14 protein-coding genes and 2 pseudogenes are annotated in these 15,550 nt (G+C 58.6%); 10 read left to right on the forward strand and 6 right to left on the reverse strand.

The window, feature by feature from the left end; all coding sequences use genetic code 11:
- The first annotated feature begins 3 nt into the window (after nt 1–3).
- The 3 genes from ACZCED_RS13380 to ACZCED_RS13390 all read left to right on the forward strand — a co-directional run bounded on the left by ACZCED_RS13380 (nt 4) and on the right by ACZCED_RS13390 (nt 2,363).
- On the forward strand, nt 4–648 hold the full coding sequence (locus ACZCED_RS13380; RefSeq protein WP_462968843.1) for a hypothetical protein: 645 nt from the start codon (nt 4–6) through the stop codon (nt 646–648).
- 58 nt (nt 649–706) lie between these two features.
- Nucleotides 707–1,600, forward strand: a complete 894-nt coding sequence (locus tag ACZCED_RS13385; protein WP_462968842.1) for a sensor domain-containing diguanylate cyclase — start codon at nt 707–709, stop codon at nt 1,598–1,600.
- A gap of 73 nt (nt 1,601–1,673) precedes the next feature.
- Nucleotides 1,674–2,363, forward strand: a complete 690-nt coding sequence (locus ACZCED_RS13390; protein WP_462968841.1) for a cysteine hydrolase family protein — start codon at nt 1,674–1,676, stop codon at nt 2,361–2,363.
- Here ACZCED_RS13390 and dpaL read toward each other — a convergent pair.
- Nucleotides 2,353–3,573 (reverse strand): diaminopropionate ammonia-lyase, encoded by a 1,221-nt coding sequence (dpaL, locus tag ACZCED_RS13395; protein ID WP_464860990.1) that lies wholly within the window; start codon nt 3,571–3,573, stop codon nt 2,353–2,355. The genes ACZCED_RS13390 and dpaL overlap by 11 nt on opposite strands.
- A gap of 186 nt (nt 3,574–3,759) precedes the next feature.
- On the opposite strand from dpaL, the gene ACZCED_RS13400 reads away from it, so the two are divergent.
- Nucleotides 3,760–4,053 (forward strand): hypothetical protein, encoded by a 294-nt coding sequence (locus ACZCED_RS13400; protein WP_462968839.1) that lies wholly within the window; start codon nt 3,760–3,762, stop codon nt 4,051–4,053.
- Between the two features lie 186 nt (nt 4,054–4,239).
- Here the strand turns inward: ACZCED_RS13400 and ACZCED_RS13405 are convergent, their stop codons facing one another.
- The 5 genes and pseudogenes from ACZCED_RS13405 to queA all read right to left on the reverse strand — a co-directional run bounded on the left by ACZCED_RS13405 (nt 4,240) and on the right by queA (nt 8,314).
- Nucleotides 4,240–4,668 (reverse strand): thioesterase family protein, encoded by a 429-nt coding sequence (locus ACZCED_RS13405; protein WP_462968838.1) that lies wholly within the window; start codon nt 4,666–4,668, stop codon nt 4,240–4,242.
- A gap of 267 nt (nt 4,669–4,935) precedes the next feature.
- Nucleotides 4,936–5,139, reverse strand: a pseudogene (locus ACZCED_RS13410) (cache domain-containing protein); the annotation flags it as partial.
- 480 nt (nt 5,140–5,619) lie between these two features.
- Nucleotides 5,620–5,838: a NifU family protein gene (locus ACZCED_RS13415; protein ID WP_462968835.1), complete on the reverse strand. Its 219-nt coding sequence runs from the start codon at nt 5,836–5,838 to the stop codon at nt 5,620–5,622.
- A gap of 188 nt (nt 5,839–6,026) precedes the next feature.
- Entirely contained in the window at nt 6,027–7,136 is a 1,110-nt protein-coding gene (tgt, locus tag ACZCED_RS13420) for a tRNA guanosine(34) transglycosylase Tgt (protein WP_464860991.1), read from the reverse strand.
- 116 nt (nt 7,137–7,252) lie between these two features.
- Nucleotides 7,253–8,314, reverse strand: coding sequence for a tRNA preQ1(34) S-adenosylmethionine ribosyltransferase-isomerase QueA (queA, locus tag ACZCED_RS13425; protein WP_464860992.1), 1,062 nt, complete (start codon nt 8,312–8,314; stop codon nt 7,253–7,255).
- A 581-nt stretch (nt 8,315–8,895) separates the two neighbouring features.
- Here queA and ACZCED_RS13430 point away from each other — a divergent pair.
- From ACZCED_RS13430 to ACZCED_RS13455, 6 genes and pseudogenes are all read left to right on the forward strand, one after another.
- Nucleotides 8,896–9,495, forward strand: a complete 600-nt coding sequence (locus ACZCED_RS13430; protein WP_462968832.1) for a TetR/AcrR family transcriptional regulator — start codon at nt 8,896–8,898, stop codon at nt 9,493–9,495.
- 113 nt (nt 9,496–9,608) lie between these two features.
- On the forward strand, nt 9,609–11,741 hold the full coding sequence (gene scpA / locus ACZCED_RS13435) for a methylmalonyl-CoA mutase (protein ID WP_464860993.1): 2,133 nt from the start codon (nt 9,609–9,611) through the stop codon (nt 11,739–11,741).
- 28 nt (nt 11,742–11,769) lie between these two features.
- The gene (gene meaB / locus ACZCED_RS13440) at nt 11,770–12,756 is read left to right on the forward strand and encodes a methylmalonyl Co-A mutase-associated GTPase MeaB (RefSeq protein ID WP_464860994.1); all 987 of its coding nucleotides are present in this window, start codon (nt 11,770–11,772) and stop codon (nt 12,754–12,756) included.
- A gap of 168 nt (nt 12,757–12,924) precedes the next feature.
- Nucleotides 12,925–14,478, forward strand: coding sequence for an acyl-CoA carboxylase subunit beta (locus tag ACZCED_RS13445; protein ID WP_464860995.1), 1,554 nt, complete (start codon nt 12,925–12,927; stop codon nt 14,476–14,478).
- 44 nt (nt 14,479–14,522) lie between these two features.
- Nucleotides 14,523–14,732 carry a hypothetical protein gene (locus tag ACZCED_RS13450; protein ID WP_464860996.1) on the forward strand — a complete coding sequence of 70 codons (210 nt, stop codon included), beginning with the start codon at nt 14,523–14,525 and terminating at the stop codon, nt 14,730–14,732.
- A gap of 66 nt (nt 14,733–14,798) precedes the next feature.
- Nucleotides 14,799–15,550, forward strand: a pseudogene (locus ACZCED_RS13455) (pyruvate carboxylase subunit B); the annotation flags it as partial.

The following is a 15,550-nucleotide window of genomic DNA, read 5'->3' on the forward strand; positions in this document are numbered from 1 at the left end:
ACCATGAGCGTTGGCCGTAAAAAATGGTTATGGTGCATCGTCGCCCTGTTCATGACAACCCCACGGGCAATGGCATACGAAGAGGTCGAGGACCTGGTGGATATCTTTGCCACGGACAGCGCCTTCATCGCCGTGGTGGATGGAAAACGCAATTTTTCCGAAGCGAAACGTTCAGATGAGACGATTCTCTGGCAGGGGGCCAAAGGGGAAATCGGAGCCTTTCTGACCAATGGGCGCCTGCTGGCCGTCTCGGTCAGATCGGGGAAGTGGAACGTTCGCCCGTTAAAGATCATTGAAAAAAAAGAGCCGCCCGACATGCTGATCGCGGCCCACCTGCTGGTGATGCTGACCGGTGAACGCATCGTCACCTTCGGCACCCATACCGGCGGCTTCTTCCAGACCCGCCTTCCGCTTGGCGAACCGATCGTCGCCAAGGAAGCGGAAGGCCGGGTCGCCGCCGTGGTCACCCCGGCGCGGGCATACGGGTTCTCCTCCTATCGCAGGGGCGTTGCCGAAATTCGATTCCAACTCAAAGAGACGGTTGATTCACTGAAAACCACCTACAACAAGATTACCCTGCGGACGTCTCGACGACTGATTACCCTGAAGGCCGAAGACGCCGTATGGCGACAGGTTGACCTGAAGTGATCGATGGTAAACGGCGCCGCGAACGAAAACCACTTCGATGCGGGATGGAAGGACCGTTATGGATATCGACTACCAATCACTGATCGAAAACATTTTTGACGGGCTTTACCTGGTGGACAAGGACCGGTCGATCATCTACTGGAATCGCGTGGCCGAACGGATCACGGGATACCGTTCCGAAGAGGTCATCGGTCGTCGGTGCCGGGACAACATTCTCGTTCATGTGGACCAGGATGGTAACAACCTGTGCCATGGCAGATGCCCCCTGCAGGCGACCATCCAGGACGGCAACTTCCGGGATGCGGAAGTGTACCTTCAGCACAAAGACGGCCATCGCGTGCCCGTCTGGATCCGGGCGGCCCCCTTGCATGACACCGCCGGCAACATTATTGGCGGCGCCGAGATGTTCACCGACCTGAGCGCCAACAATGCCATCACCACCAAAGTCAACGAACTGGAAAAACTGTCTTTTCTGGACAACCTGACCCAGCTGGCCAACCGCCGGTACCTCGAGATGGAGCTAAACAACCGGATTTCTGAGAAAAATCGCTACGGGGCGACCTTTGGCATCGTCTTCATGGATATCGATTTTTTCAAACGGGTCAACGATACCTATGGCCATGACGTGGGCGATCGTGTACTCAGGGCCGTGGCCCGCACGTTCACGAACACCGCCCGTCCGTCGGATCTGATGGGGCGCTGGGGCGGAGAAGAGTTTGTCGGCATCCTCAAACGCGTCGATGGCGATGGCCTGCGATCAGCCGCCGAGCGGGTACGCTCCCTGGTGGAGAAATCGCATATCCGGGACAACGGCCTGACGCTGAAGGTGACGGTGTCCATCGGCGCCACACTGGCCGGCCAAACCGACACCGCCGACAGTATCATCAAACGCGCCGATACCCTGCTCTACAGGAGCAAGGAAAACGGCCGCAACCGCTGCACCGTCGGTTGACGGGCGGCAGCCATTTTCATTTTCAAAAAATTCAACCGCGATGCTAAAACCCTGCGCGTAGGGGACAACCGTCATGACACCACCCGACCCATTGACCATGCCCGAGTATGACCGGGCCGCCCTGATCACCATCGACGTTCAGAACGATACCCTGGACGGCGGCCCCTTCGAAGTTCCCGGCACCTCGGCCATACTGCCGCGGATCCATCAGCTGTGCCGGGCTTTCCGCACGGCCGGTCGGCCCATCTTCCATGTCATCCGCATCTACACACCGGATGCCCGCGACGCCGACCGGTGCCGCCGACGGTCTCTGCTTGCCGGAAAGCCAATTCTACTGAAAGGAACGCCGGGGCGTCGGCCGGCCGATGCGCTGCTTCCAGTCCAAGGTATCCGCATCGATGACGATCTGTTGATGTCCGGTTCGATTCAACGGATCGGCCCCGCAGAAGCCATCGTTTTCAAACCCCGCTGGGGCGCCTTTTATCGCACGCCTCTTGAAGCTGCTCTCGAAGAGAAAGCCGTCTCCACGCTGGTAGTCTGCGGCTGCAACTATCCCAACTGCCCGCGAACATCCATCTACCAGGCCAGCGAACGGGATTTTCGAATCACGGCGGTGGTGGATGCCATCTCCGGGATGGCTCAGACAGACATCGACGGGCTTGAGCGGATCGGCGTCAATTGCGCCACCGTAGAATCAATCTGCCGGCAGCCCGCCATTCAGGCTGTTGATTCGGGGCCGGACAAAGGCGGGGCTATGTCGTGATGGGGTATTTCCCGTGCCAGAGGATCTCACGATAGTTCTCCGGATCGGTAGCCCCTTCGGTGTTGAAAAACAGGATCCTGGCATGCGGCCCGATATCCAGCCCGGTCTTCAGCGCGATGAAATCAGGCCGGTTGGCGAGCATGTCCAGCAAGCCGATACCGACGGCTCCGGACTCGCCCGCCTCGATGCGTTCATCCCCCGCCAGCGGATTGGCCAGGATGCGCATGCCGTTGGCGGCCACGTAATCGTCACAGCTGATATAGGCGCTGGAGAACTCCCGCAGAATCTCCCAGGCCATGGGGTTGGGTTCCCCGCAGGCAAGCCCGGCCATGATCGTGTCCAGATCGCCGGCGACCGCATGGGGCCGGCCATCCCCGGCAGCGGCTGAAGCGAGCAGGCAGGCTGCACGGGTTGGCTCAACAACCGCGAACCGGGGTGGTTCGTCGTTGAAGACACCGGCCAGGTGAGCGACCATGGCCCCGGCAAAAGAGCCCACCCCGGCCTGAAGAAAAACATGGGTGGGAGGCAACCGCTTTCCGGCCATTTGATCGATGGCCTCCATGCTTATGGTGGTGTAGCCCTGCATGATCCAGCGGGGAATGTCGGCATCCCCTTCTGCAGCGGTATCCTGAATGGCCTGCCACCCGTTTTCATGGGACATGCGACCGGCCAGACGCACGGTGTCGTCGTAATTCAGATCGGTCACATGGACCGTGGCGCCATGGGCGCGAATCCTGTCCACACGGGATTGAACCGATCCTTTGGGCATATAGACGACGGCTTTCAGCCCCATCTGCTCGGCAGCCCAGGCCACACCGCGGCCATGGTTTCCGTCGGTAGCCGTCACCAGCGTCATCTGCCCGATGCGCCGGCGGAAATCGTCACCCGCCAGTTCGTTGAAATCGAGCGCTGCCGGTTCGATTCCCAGCCGGCGGCACATCAACCGTGCGACCGCATAGCTGCCCCCTAACACCTTGAAGGCCTCAAGCCCGAAACGCGTCGATTCGTCCTTGACCAGGATCTCGCCGACACCCCATCGCCGGGCCAGTCCAGGCAGGTGAACGAGGCGGGTCGGCTGATACCCGGGAATCGTGCGGTGAAATCCAAGCACCCGCCGGGCGGCGGCGGCGCTGAAATCCTCTGATCGCCATTGACCCGTCGGCACCGCCAACACATACCGGATGCCATGTTTGGAAATGGTTTGCAGCATGGATGCATCCTGAAAAAAGCTCATTTTCAATGGCTGAACGCTTCTCGTGGTCGCCCGATTCTCTCCGTTGGGCCAACCGCCAGGGAACAGATGCCGGTTGCGACCGGATGATGACTGCTTAGCTTTGAATCGAGGTGATCAATGCCGATTCACGATTCAACCTTCCCATGAAACAGGAACATTGTCATGACCTACTATCCCATCGTCCAGAATAATGACCGGCCGGATGCAGCGCCAGGCAACCGCCCGCTGCCCGCCTTCTATATGGGAGACTTCTGTGTGGTCGGTTTCCGGGTGAACGACTGTGACCAGGCGGTCCGCATCCTTGATCGACATGCATTTCCCCTCAAGCGCGCAGGAGGGAGCCTCGAGGTAGACATTGAAGGCGCCGCCGCAATGCACGATGTCGTGTCATTGCTCAATGCCAACGGTCTTGAATGCGAGATGGCCGACCTTGCCGGGGGGATGTACCAGGGATGATAGGGCTGTCGACCGTCCGCCGTGAGCGGATAATCGTGGCCGGTTAGCTCAAGATGTCACTCCTGCAATGGGTGCAGGTGAATATGACCGGCACAAGCTGAAGCGAAGGAATAATTCTTGGGCTTCAACGCGGCCGCTTTGTCCTGAACACCTCAGCGCCGCCGTCACCCCTGTTCCGGAATCCCGTCATCCGCCGGCGCTGTCTATTTTATCCTTCAGCTTGGCATCGAATTTTGCCTTGTCGATGACAAACCGCTCGTGCCTGCCCCGGGCGATCCGATCGGCGCCATCGTGGGCCTCGATTTCAAAAACCAGTCGTCGCCGATCCACTTCCACCAGCTTCACGTTGACCGTTACGTCGAATCCTGGAGGGGTGGCGGCCGTGTGGCTGACATCAACGTGGGTTCCCACCGTCTGCTCGTTGGGCCAGTCCAGGTGCGGGTTGGTCAGTTGAATGCACGCCCATTCAAACAACCCCACCATGAAACCGGTGGCAAACACGCTAGGCATAGCCTGGAACTCGGTCGCTTCCGGATAAAGTGCAGGGACCGTTTTGGCGTCGGTAACCGGAAAGCGAAATTCGTGTTCGATACCGGGCAGCAGTGATTCTTTCATAACCTCTCCTTTCCACGGAGGCCCTCAAGCACGATACGGATTATTTCCTCTGCCGAGTATCGTTTTCTGGTCTTCCGACGGATCTCCCTGACCTTGCTTTCAGCTCCGTTTGGATGGCTCATCGTTCACTCCTGTGGGTTTCAAGTTAACCCAGGAGTATCCATTAATAAAAGCCTTGACTGTGTCTCAAATGCTCTGACGCTAAACAATGCACAGCGCCTTGGGTCGCGGATGGGTCTCTCCCGGATTCTTCCAGTTGTATTCCCGTTAGCCGACTTTCCTTATTTTCTGATCGGCAATAAACGGATAGTCGGACAGGTCCTCGAGAATGAGGGCGCTTTCCGGGTGAATCAGGATGATGCCATGGCTGTCGATACAGTAAATGTAACCGGTTTTTCCGATCGTCTGGCTCAGCATCACCTCCCGGGTCCGGCTTTTGGCCGATTCCATGCTGATTACCCCGGCCAGGGCCTGCTGGTAAAAATGCGGGCGATCTCCCTGTTTTTTTCGGCAACGGCACGCAGGTGATTGTTAATGGATACACCGGCGGAGGTCCGAACCATGTTCAAGATGGTTTGGGTGGTGTTTGTCAGCTCTCTTTCAATATTGGCCTCGATGGCTTCCTTGACGAAAACGTATATGATGCCGATGTCAATCGAGAACGGAGGACAAACACCGCCGAATAGCTGATGAGCAACTTGTAGCGGATGCGCAGGTCCGCAAATCGACGAGACCGGTTTAGCATCCGCCGCTCCTGTGTTCCAGCGTGGGTTGGCAATAACAGCCGGACAGACTAAAAAATAGCGGGCCTTTGTGTCAACGGGCAAAAAAAGTGGCAGGCAAATGGCGGGATCGTATGGTGACAGACGGTGGCGGAATTTCTGGCCGCCGCGGCAATCGCACGCCGGAGATGCTCACCCTCTTGTTGGGTATCTTCAGGCTCAGGGCGAATCAGGCCGATTCAACCGATTTGATTTCGGGAATTTGCTGCTTGAGCACCCGCTCGATTCCGTTTTTCAGCGTCATCTGGGACATGGGGCAGCCGGCACAGGCCCCCTGAAGCCGGACCTTGACGATACCGTTTTCCACGCTGACCAGTTCCACATCACCGCCGTCCGCCTGCAGCATGGGCCGGATCTTATCGATAGCCGCTTCTACTTTCTCTTTCATTGCATGTCCCCTTTCCCGAAATTGACCGACTCGATTGTCCAATAGAATCGAACGGTTCACCGTTGATGAGTGCATTAACCAATTGGTCTGGGACGCTTGCGCAACCCGTTCGCCATCGAGGCGGGCCAGTCCCGAAAAGGCCGCTGTCCCAAATAGTTCCGGCCGTCCGCGTGCGGGTTGGGAAACCGTCATTCGTTCCGCTTACTATAGAACGCCTTTTTGAAACGGTCAAACGTTCCGGCAAGGATCGCCGCGCGCATGCCATTGACCAGATTCAGGTAATAGTGAAGGTTGTGGATGGTATTCAGCCGATAGGCCAGGATTTCACGGGCCGTGTAAAGATGACGAAGGTAGGCCAGGCTGTAATGACGGCAGGTATAGCAGTCACAGGCCGCATCCACCGGCCCCTCGTCTTCGCGAAAGCGTGCGTTGCAGATGTTGACCGTACCCCGCTCGGTGAACAGCTGCCCGTTTCGAGCATTGCGCGTGGGCATGACGCAGTCGAACATGTCGGCCCCCAGGTCAACCAGTTCCACCAGGTCCTCGGGGGTGCCCACCCCCATGACATACCGGGGCCGATCATCGGGAAGCAATGGCAGGGTGCGGGCCGCCATGTCCATCATCAACGCCTTGGGCTCGCCTACGCTCAGGCCGCCGATGGCGTAGCCGGGAAACCCGATCGCCGCGATCGCTTCGGCAGACCGTGCCCGCAGGTCCGCGAACATCCCGCCCTGGACGATGCCGAACAGGCTGTTTTGCCGGTCGGTTCGCTCCTGCCAGAAGGCCTTGCACCGCTGGGCCCAGCGGGTGGTCAACGCCAGGGCCGCCTCGGCCTGCTCATGGGTGGCCGGATGCGCGAGGCACTGATCCAGACACATGATGATGTCGGAATTGAGGCAGATCTGGACCTCGATGGATTTCTCCGGCGAAAGCATATGCCGGCTGCCGTCGATGTGGGACTGAAAGGCGTAGCCCTCCTCGGTGAGCTTTCGCAGCCTGGCAAGGGAAAACACCTGGAAACCGCCGCTGTCGGTGAGAATGGGCCGGTCCCAGTTCATGAACCGGTGCAGCCCGGCAAACCGGCCGATGATGTCGCAGCCGGGCCGCAGGTAGAGATGATAGGTATTGCCCAGGATGATCTGGGCGCCGCCCGCCTTCAGCTCTTCCGGGCTCACGGCCTTGACCGTGGCCTGGGTTCCCACGGGCATGAAGACCGGGGTTTCGATTTTTCCATGCACGGTTCCGAAAACACCGGCCCGTGCGGTGCCGGATTGGGATAATAATTTGAAATCAATCATAATCTGAGTTTTTTGGGTTTGTTGAGCCTGTTGGATTGGTTGGGTTCAAACCGTTCACGGATCACTGTTCACTGCTCTCGGCGCACCTTCAGCCTTAAGCCTGACAAGCGATCCACCTATTCTATCAACATCGCATCCCCATAACTGAAAAAGCGATAATTTGCCTTCACGGCCTCGGCGTATGCCCGAAGCATGGTTTCCCTGCCGGCAAAGGCCGACACCAGCATGAGCAGGGTGGATCGGGGAAGGTGGAAATTGGTGATGACGGCGTCCACGCTCTTGAAGGTGTATCCGGGATAGATGAAGAGATCGCACCGGCCGCGCCCCGGTTGGATGGCCCCGTCCGGTCCGGTGGCAAACTCCAGCGTGCGCACGCTGGTGGTGCCCACGGCCACCACCCGGCGGCCTTTAGCTTTGGCCTGGCTGACGATGCGGGCCGTCTCTCGGGAAATGGCGTACCATTCGTCGTGCATGCGGTGGTCCCGGATATCGTCCACGCGCACCGGAACGAAGGTGCCGTAGCCCACGTGAAGGGTGACGGGGGTCACCGTGACCCCTTTTTCGCCGATCTGAGACAGGACCGCATCGGTAAAATGCAAACCGGCGGTAGGGGCGGCAATGGCGCCCTGCTCCCGGGCATAAACGGTCTGATAACGCATCCGGTCCGCTTCATCCGGCTGCGTTTCATCCCTTTTGATATATGGCGGCAAAGGCATCCGCCCGATCCGGTGGAGCAGGCCGTCAAAAGGTTCCGGTGCCGAGAAGGCGACCGTATAGATGCCTTCGGAAAAATCCCGGACCTCGCCGACCAGCCCCTGGTCGAAATAGATCCGCGTGCCGGCGCCGGCCTGTTTGGAAGCCTTGATCAGGCAGCGGTAGACCCGTTTGCAATCATTCGGTTCGTGGCCATCGGTTTCGCCATAATCGAGGATCAGCAGTTCGGCTTTGCCGCCGGTGGACTTTCGGCCATGCAGGCGTCCCGGGACCACCCGGGTGTTGTTCACCACCAGGACGTCCGAAGGGCGCAGCAGGTTAACGATTTCATGGAAATGCCGGTGCGAGACAGCGCCGCTAACGCGGTTCAGGTGAAGCAGTCTGGATCCGTCCCGATCGGCTGCCGGGGTCTGGGCGATCAGCGCCTCCGGCAGGTGGTAGTCGTAATCGTCGAGTGTGTACATCTGTTGCGGCCGGCCGAGCGGCCGTTTCCTTTCTAGATAGCGGTTAGAAGGTCGGTGGCCCCGCCACCGCATGTCCCACCGTCGTTGTCGTTAACCGCATCCCTTGACAATGGGCAGGTTTTTGTCGTGGCCGAGGCCACCCACGGATCGACAGATACCCGTTCCTGGCAGTTGCGGTTTGGCCCAGCACTATATTTGCCTTCCGGTTTTGGATCAAGCGTTAGGATGGGATTTAGTTGATCGGCCGGTTGCTGCCGGCCGGGCGAAGACCACAGCGAACACTATAAATAGCATTCATTTATTGATCAAAATTCAAAATATTTTTCTTGACAGAGGATTGGTGCCCATTTTAACCTGCCGAACCATAACATTGTTACTCTTCCGGTTCAATAAAATATCAGCAAGGCTTTTTTTAATATATATTTCAGATAAATATAATTTTCTTGCAAAAGAAACATCATTATTCAATACGAATACATAAATATTCAAAAAACTTAATAGAATAATTTTCGATGTAAATACAGTAGGTTTAAATTCAGCCAGGAAGGGCACTCTTCCTCACTAACGGACAAACCATAACAATGTTCACACCCCTTAAACCCGAAGTGTACCAGCGGCTTGAACAGGCCGTTCTGGACATTTTTTCCCATTCCGATTTTCACAAGGCCAATATCCGCGACGTGGCCAACCGGGCGGGGGTGAGTTTTTCAACCATATATAAACACTACGGGTCCAAAGAGCGGTTGGTCTTTGCCTTTGTGGACGTCTGGCTGGGCAAACTGACCGAACGAATTTACGACCACCTCCAGGGCATCGAAGACCTCAAGGAAAAAATGCGCAAAGTCCTCTGGCTTCAGCTGGATTACTACGAGCGCAATCCGGGACTGGCCCGAATCATTTTCATGACCCTGCCCATGAAAACCTGGATGGCCGATGAAACGTTCAAGCAGAAAAAGATGATCAACCTCTATCTCGAAGTCATGCGCAACGGCCAGAAGGAGGGGCACCTGAATCCGCATGTGCGTGCCGGCGTATTGCTGGATTTCATGTTGGGGACGGTGCAGCGGGCATTTACCATGTGGATCTCCAGGGGGCAGCAGGGCCGACTGACCGATCAGGCCAGCATGCTTTTCGAAATGGTCTGGCGGGCCATTTCCAATCCGGAGAACAATCGCAACTGACGCACCGGCCGTTGACGGCCGCGTCCACATGACGATGTTGATAAAGGGGCGTTATCGGGAAACCGGTACCCCCATTTGAAATCGATCAACCGTTTTTAGCAAAGGAGCACACCATGACAGAACATCCCGATTTGCAAAAATGGAAGGATTTGTCCGCCAAGCAGCTCAGGGGAAAAACCCTGGAAGACCTTGAATGGGATACCCCGGAAGGCATCCGGGTCAAGCCGCTGTACACAGCCCAGGACCTGGAAGGCATGCCCCATGTCAACACTCTGCCCGGCTTCGCCCCGTATGTCCGGGGCCCCATGGCCACCATGTATGCCGGGCGCCCCTGGACCATCCGCCAGTACGCCGGATTTTCGACGGCCAAGGACTCCAATGCGTTTTACCGACGCAACCTGGCCGCGGGCCAAAAGGGTCTCTCGGTGGCCTTTGACCTGGCCACTCACCGCGGCTATGACTCGGATCACCCCCGCGTGATGGGCGATGTGGGCAAGGCCGGCGTGGCCATCGACTCGGTGGAAGATATGAAAGTCCTCTTCGATCAGATCCCCCTGGATAAAATGAGCGTCTCCATGACCATGAACGGGGCCGTGCTGCCCATCATGGCAGGCTATATCGTTGCCGCCGAAGAACAGGGCGTCAAACAGGAACAGCTTTCCGGCACCATCCAGAACGACATCCTGAAGGAGTACCTGACCCGCAACACCTACATCTATCCGCCTGAGCCCTCCATGCGCATCGTCTCCGACATCATCGCCTACTGCTCAGCGAACATGCCCAAGTTCAACACGGTCAGCATCAGCGGCTACCACATGATGGAAGCCGGCGCCAACAGCGTGCTCCAGACGGCCTTCACCCTGGCGGACGGACTGGAATACGTCCGTGCCGCCATCGCCGCCGGACTGGACATCGACGCATTTGCCCCGCGGCTTAGCTTTTTCTTCGGCGTGGGCATGAACTTTTTCATGGAAATCGCCATGCTGCGGGCGGCCCGCTACTTGTGGCATGACATGCTCAAGCCCTTCAATCCGAAAAATCCCAAGTCATCCATGCTGCGAACGCATGTCCAGACATCCGGCTGGAGCCTCACCCAGCAGGATCCCTACAACAACATCATCCGCACCACCCTGGAAGCCCTGGCGGCAGTGCTGGGCGGCACCCAGAGCCTGCATACCAACTCATTCGACGAGGCCGTGGGATTGCCCACGGACTTTTCGGCCCGCATCGCCCGCAACACCCAGATCATCATCCAGGAGGAGTCCCAGGTGTGCCATACCGTCGACCCGCTGGGCGGTTCATACTATATCGAAGCGCTCACCGACGGCATCATCAAGGAAGCCCGCAAAATCATCGACGAGGTGGAGGCGCTGGGCGGCATGGCCAAGGCCATCGAAACCGGCATGCCCAAATTGCGGGTCGAAGAGTCGGCGGCCCGCAAGCAGGCCCGCATCGACCAGGGACTGGATGTCATTGTCGGCGTCAACAAGTACAAGCTCGACGAAGATACCCCCATGGACGTACTGGAGGTTTCCGAACAGGTACGTGAGGACCAGATCCGCATGATCAAGAAACTCAAGGCCGGGCGTGACGCCGCCGTCGTCGGAAACGCCCTGGGCGGCGTCACCCATGCCGCCGAAAGCGGTGGCAACCTGCTGGCGGCCTGCATCGAGGCCATGCGCGCCCGGGCCACCGTGGGTGAGGTGTCGGACGCCATGGAAAAGGTATTCGGACGGTTCGTGGCCACCACCCAGTGCATCTCCGGGGTTTATGCATCGGAGTATTCGGACAGTGCGGTCATCGAGGCCATTCGCAAACGCACGGCCGACTTCATGGACAAGGAGGGCCGCCGCCCACGCATCCTGCTCACCAAAATGGGCCAGGACGGGCACGACCGCGGGGTCAAGGTGGTGGCGACCGCCTTTGCCGATCTGGGCTTCGACGTGGACATCAGCCCCATGTTCCAGACGCCGGAGGAAGCGGCCAAAATGGCCGTGGAGAACGATGTCCACCTGGTGGGCGCCTCCAGCCTGGCCGCCGGCCACAAGGCGCTGGTGCCCCAACTCATCGAGGCCTTGAAAAAAGCCGGCGGCGAAGACATTCTGGTCATCGTCGGCGGCGTGATCCCGCCGGGGGACTACGACTTTCTGTATCGAGCCGGCGCCGTTGGCGTATTCGGCCCCGGCACGGCCATTACCGATTCGGCCAACAAGGTGCTCAACGCCCTGGACAGCCGCAAATCATAATCAAACGCTATGGAACTGGTTTTTAGCAATGGGTGAAAGGGATCCTGAATTTTACGTTGACGGCGTCCGCGCCGGCAACCGCCGCATCCTGGCCAAGACCATCACCCTGATCGAAAGCGCACACCCCGCGCACCGGCAATTGGGACGCACCGTGGTGGACCGCCTTCTTCCCGAAACGGGAAAGGCCGTTCGCCTTGGCATCACCGGCGTTCCCGGTGTCGGCAAGAGCACCTTCATCGAGAGCTTCGGCATGATGCTGGTGGAAAAGGGGCTTCAGGTGGCGGTGCTGGCCGTGGACCCATCCAGCACTCGCAGCGGCGGCAGCATCATGGCGGACAAGACCCGCATGGAAAGGCTCTCCGTCGCACCGGGTGCGTTCATCCGCCCGTCGCCTTCTGGCGGCACCCTGGGCGGCGTGGCCCGCATGACCCGGGAGACGCTGCTGGTTTGCGAGGCCGCCGGGTTCGATGTGGTGCTCGTGGAAACCGTCGGCGTGGGACAGTCGGAAACCACCGTGGCCTCCATGGTCGACTTTTTCCTGGTGCTCATGCTGGCCGGTGCCGGAGACGAGCTTCAGGGCATCAAAAAAGGAGTCCTGGAACTGGCCGACGCGGTGGCCATCAACAAGGCCGACGGCGATAACATCGAAAAGGCCGAGAAGGCCCGACGATCCTACGAGATGGCCCTGCACCTGCTCAACCCGGCATCGCCCACCTGGTCGCCGCCGGTGCTGGCCTGCAGTGCCTTGACATTGGCCGGGGTGGACACATTATGGGAAACCATTCTGGATTATCGCAAGCGGCTGTCTGCCACCGGTGAACTTGAGGAAAAACGCCGCCGCCAGGCGTTGGCCTGGATGTGGTCCCGCATCGAGGACGGGCTCAAGGAACGGTTCTTCGGCAACCATGCGGTCAAAGACCGGTTGCGGGATATTGAAGCGTCGGTGGAACGGGGTGACCTCTCCCCCACCGCGGGCGCTGAAACGCTTCTTTTTTTACTTGACAAGGATGGCTGAGTCTATAAAAATTAAAGTTTATTTTTCCAACGTGCTTTCCATTAGAAATATTGTTCAACCATTTATTATTTATAGTTATATTTAATTTGCGGACGGCTGCCCGATGACTTTCATGATTGCCCGGCAGCTAGTCAAATAGTTCTGCACTTCAGGTGAAAGGAATGCGACATGGGTATTGTGAAGGAAAAAATCAAGGATCTCAAGGCGCGCGAAGCCCGCATCCTTGAGATGGGCGGAGACAAGCTGGTCGCCAAGCACAAGGAGAACGGCAGGCTGACCGCCCGTGAACGGCTGGCAAAGCTGTTCGATAAGGGAACCTTTCGGGAGGTCGACATGTTCGTACGGCACCGCTGTGTCAACTTCGGCATGGAGGATGTCGAGATTCCCTCGGACGGTGTGGTCACCGGGCATGGAATGGTGGACGGCCGGCCGGTGTTCGCCTTTGCCCAGGATTTCACCTCCCGGGCGGGCAGCCTCGGTGAGATGCAGGCCAAGAAAATCTGCAAGGTCATGGATATGGCCCTCAAGGCCGGCGTACCCTTCGTTGGCCTCAACGATTCGGGCGGCGCCCGCATCCAGGAGGGCGTGGATTCGCTTTCCGGCTTCGGCCAGATTTTCTACCGCAACTCGGTGGCCTCCGGCGTGATCCCCCAGATCTCGGCCATCATGGGGCCAACGGCCGGCGGGGCGGTCTATTCGCCTGCCATGACCGATTACATTTTCATGGTCAAGAACACCAGCTACATGTTCATCACCGGCCCTGAAGTGATCAAATCGGTCACCGGCGAGGAGATCAACTTCGAAGACCTGGGCGGCGCCATGGCCCACAACGAAAAAAGCGGTGTGGCCCAGTTTGCCTGCGAGAGCGACGAGGACGCCCTCGACCAGATCAAGCAGCTGCTGGCCTACCTGCCGGCCAACAACATGGAGGAGCCGCCCATGGTGGATACGGGCGACGACCCCACGCGCACGGACGACGCGCTCAACGCCATCATCCCTGACAGCCCCAACAAATCCTACGATATGCGCGATGTGATCCGCAGCATCGTTGACAACGGCGAGATCTTCGAGCCCCACCAGCACTTTGCCACCAATATCCTGACGGCCTTCGCCCGCCTCAACGGGCGCTCCATCGGCATCATCGCCAACCAGCCCATGGTCATGGCCGGCTGCCTGGACATCAATGCATCGGACAAGGCCACACGCTTCATCCGATTTTGCGATGCCTTCAACATCCCCTTGCTGACCATCGCCGACGTACCCGGCTACCTGCCCGGCAGCCAGCAGGAATGGGGCGGCATCATCCGCCACGGCGCCAAGCTGCTGTGGTGCTACAGCGAGGCCACGGTGCCCAAGCTGCTACTGGTGACCCGTAAAGACTATGGCGGCTCCTACCTGGCCATGTGCTCCAAGGACCTGGGCGCCGACTTTGCCTTTGCCTGGCCCACCGCCGAGATCGCCGTCATGGGCGCTGGCGGCGCCGCCAATGTCATCCATCGCAAGGAGATCAAGGGCGCCAAGGATCCCAAGGCCAAGCGGGCCGAGAAGATCGCCGAATACGAGGAGCTGTTCTCCAACCCCTACTGCGCCGCCCAGCGGGGCTATATCGATGCGGTCATCGAACCGGCCCAGACCCGGCCGCGGCTGATCGACGCCCTGGAGATCATGTGCAGCAAACGGGAACTGCGGCCGCCGAAAAAACACGGCAATATCCCCGTGTAGCGGCCCTGTAGCAAAGCCAACCGAACCCAAAAAAGGTGCGATTAATGGACGCAAATGAAAAAAGACTGGCCGCCGCCCTTGCTGCGGTAACCGCCTATATCCAGACCGAAGAGGAAGCGCTGGTCCTGCCGCCGCCCAAACGACCGGAACCCCGCCGCTTTGAACAAGGCAACTTGTGGGGCCTGTCCGGCAGGCAGGGCATGATGCAGATGCGCAACCTCATGCAGATGAAAACCTTCAACCGACTCCGCTAGGATGGGGGACAAAGCAACATCCAACGAGCCATTAAACATCCAATTTTTTAAGAGGAGACCCATACGATGAGTGACCACGATCAAGTCAAAATGACCAAAATGAACTACGATGTGAAGCGGCCCAAAGCGGACAACCCGGTGAAGGTCATGGATCTGAGCCTGCGCGACGGGCACCAGAGCCTGTTCGCCACCCGCGGGCGCACCGAGGACATGATTCCGGTGGCGGAGATGATGGATGCGGTCGGATTCTGGGGAATGGAGACCTGGGGCGGTGCGACCTTCGACACCACTCACCGTTTCCTGGGTGACGACCCCTGGGACCGCATCCGCACCATTAAGGGCATTCTGAAGAAAACCCCCACCATGATGCTCCTCAGGGGCCAGAACCTGGTGGGCTACCGCAACTATGCGGATGACGTCACCTACCGGTTCGTGCGCTACACTGCAGAGGCCGGCGTGGACATCTTCCGGGTCTTTGACGCCTTGAACGATATGCGCAACTGGGAAGTCTCGGTAAAGGCCCTTATGGACGCCAAGAAGGAAGGCCTCATGGCCCACTTTCAAGCCGCGGTGTGCTACAGCCTCACCCAGCGGCGCATGGGCGGCCCCATTTTCAACCTGGAGTACTATGTCAACTTCGCCAAAAAATGCGAAGACATGGGGGCCGATTCCTTCGTCCTCAAGGACATGGCCGGCATGGTCTCCCCCAACGACGCTTACAATATCATCAAAGCCATCAAGGAAACTATCAAGATCCCGGTGGAGTTCCACACCCACTACACCAGCGGCCAGGGTTCCATGAGTTATCTCAAGGCCAT

The sequence above is a fragment of the Desulfosarcina sp. genome, assembly GCF_055467485.1.